Consider the following 351-nt stretch of genomic DNA (forward strand, 5'->3'; position numbering starts at 1 on the left):
CAGGGGTATTCGAAGCCCTTCGCGTCATCGCAGTACTGTCGGCCCTCCGGTGCGTCGATCCCATTGAAGCGGATGCGCTGGCCCGCGATCTCGACGGTGTCGCCATCGATCACAGAGGCACGCCCCCGCATCGGACCTGGCAGCTGTTCGGTCCAATTCGTTATGGTGCTTTGAACCGCATCGGCGCGCTCGACCACGAACTGAGTATTTGCGATGGCGAGCAAACCCACGCTCAGGAATAGCAGCCCGAGAATAGGGCGCGGAAGTCGCCGTGACGGCCTCCTTCCGATGCGCTTTCGCCACCGGTTAGCCTGATCGGCGCCTTGGTAACGGTTGGCTTTCCCCACGCCT

At 62.4% G+C, this 351-nt stretch carries 1 protein-coding gene; it reads left to right on the forward strand.

What is annotated here, in order from left to right:
* Positions 1–242: hypothetical protein (locus tag EN807_RS35985; protein WP_189522684.1), on the forward strand; the 242-nt coding region annotated here is incomplete at its 5' end.
* Positions 243–351: the final 109 nt, after the last annotated feature.

The sequence above is a fragment of the Mesorhizobium sp. M5C.F.Ca.ET.164.01.1.1 genome, from assembly GCF_004792125.1.
Classification (GTDB): Bacteria; Pseudomonadota; Alphaproteobacteria; order Rhizobiales; family Rhizobiaceae; genus Mesorhizobium; species Mesorhizobium wenxiniae.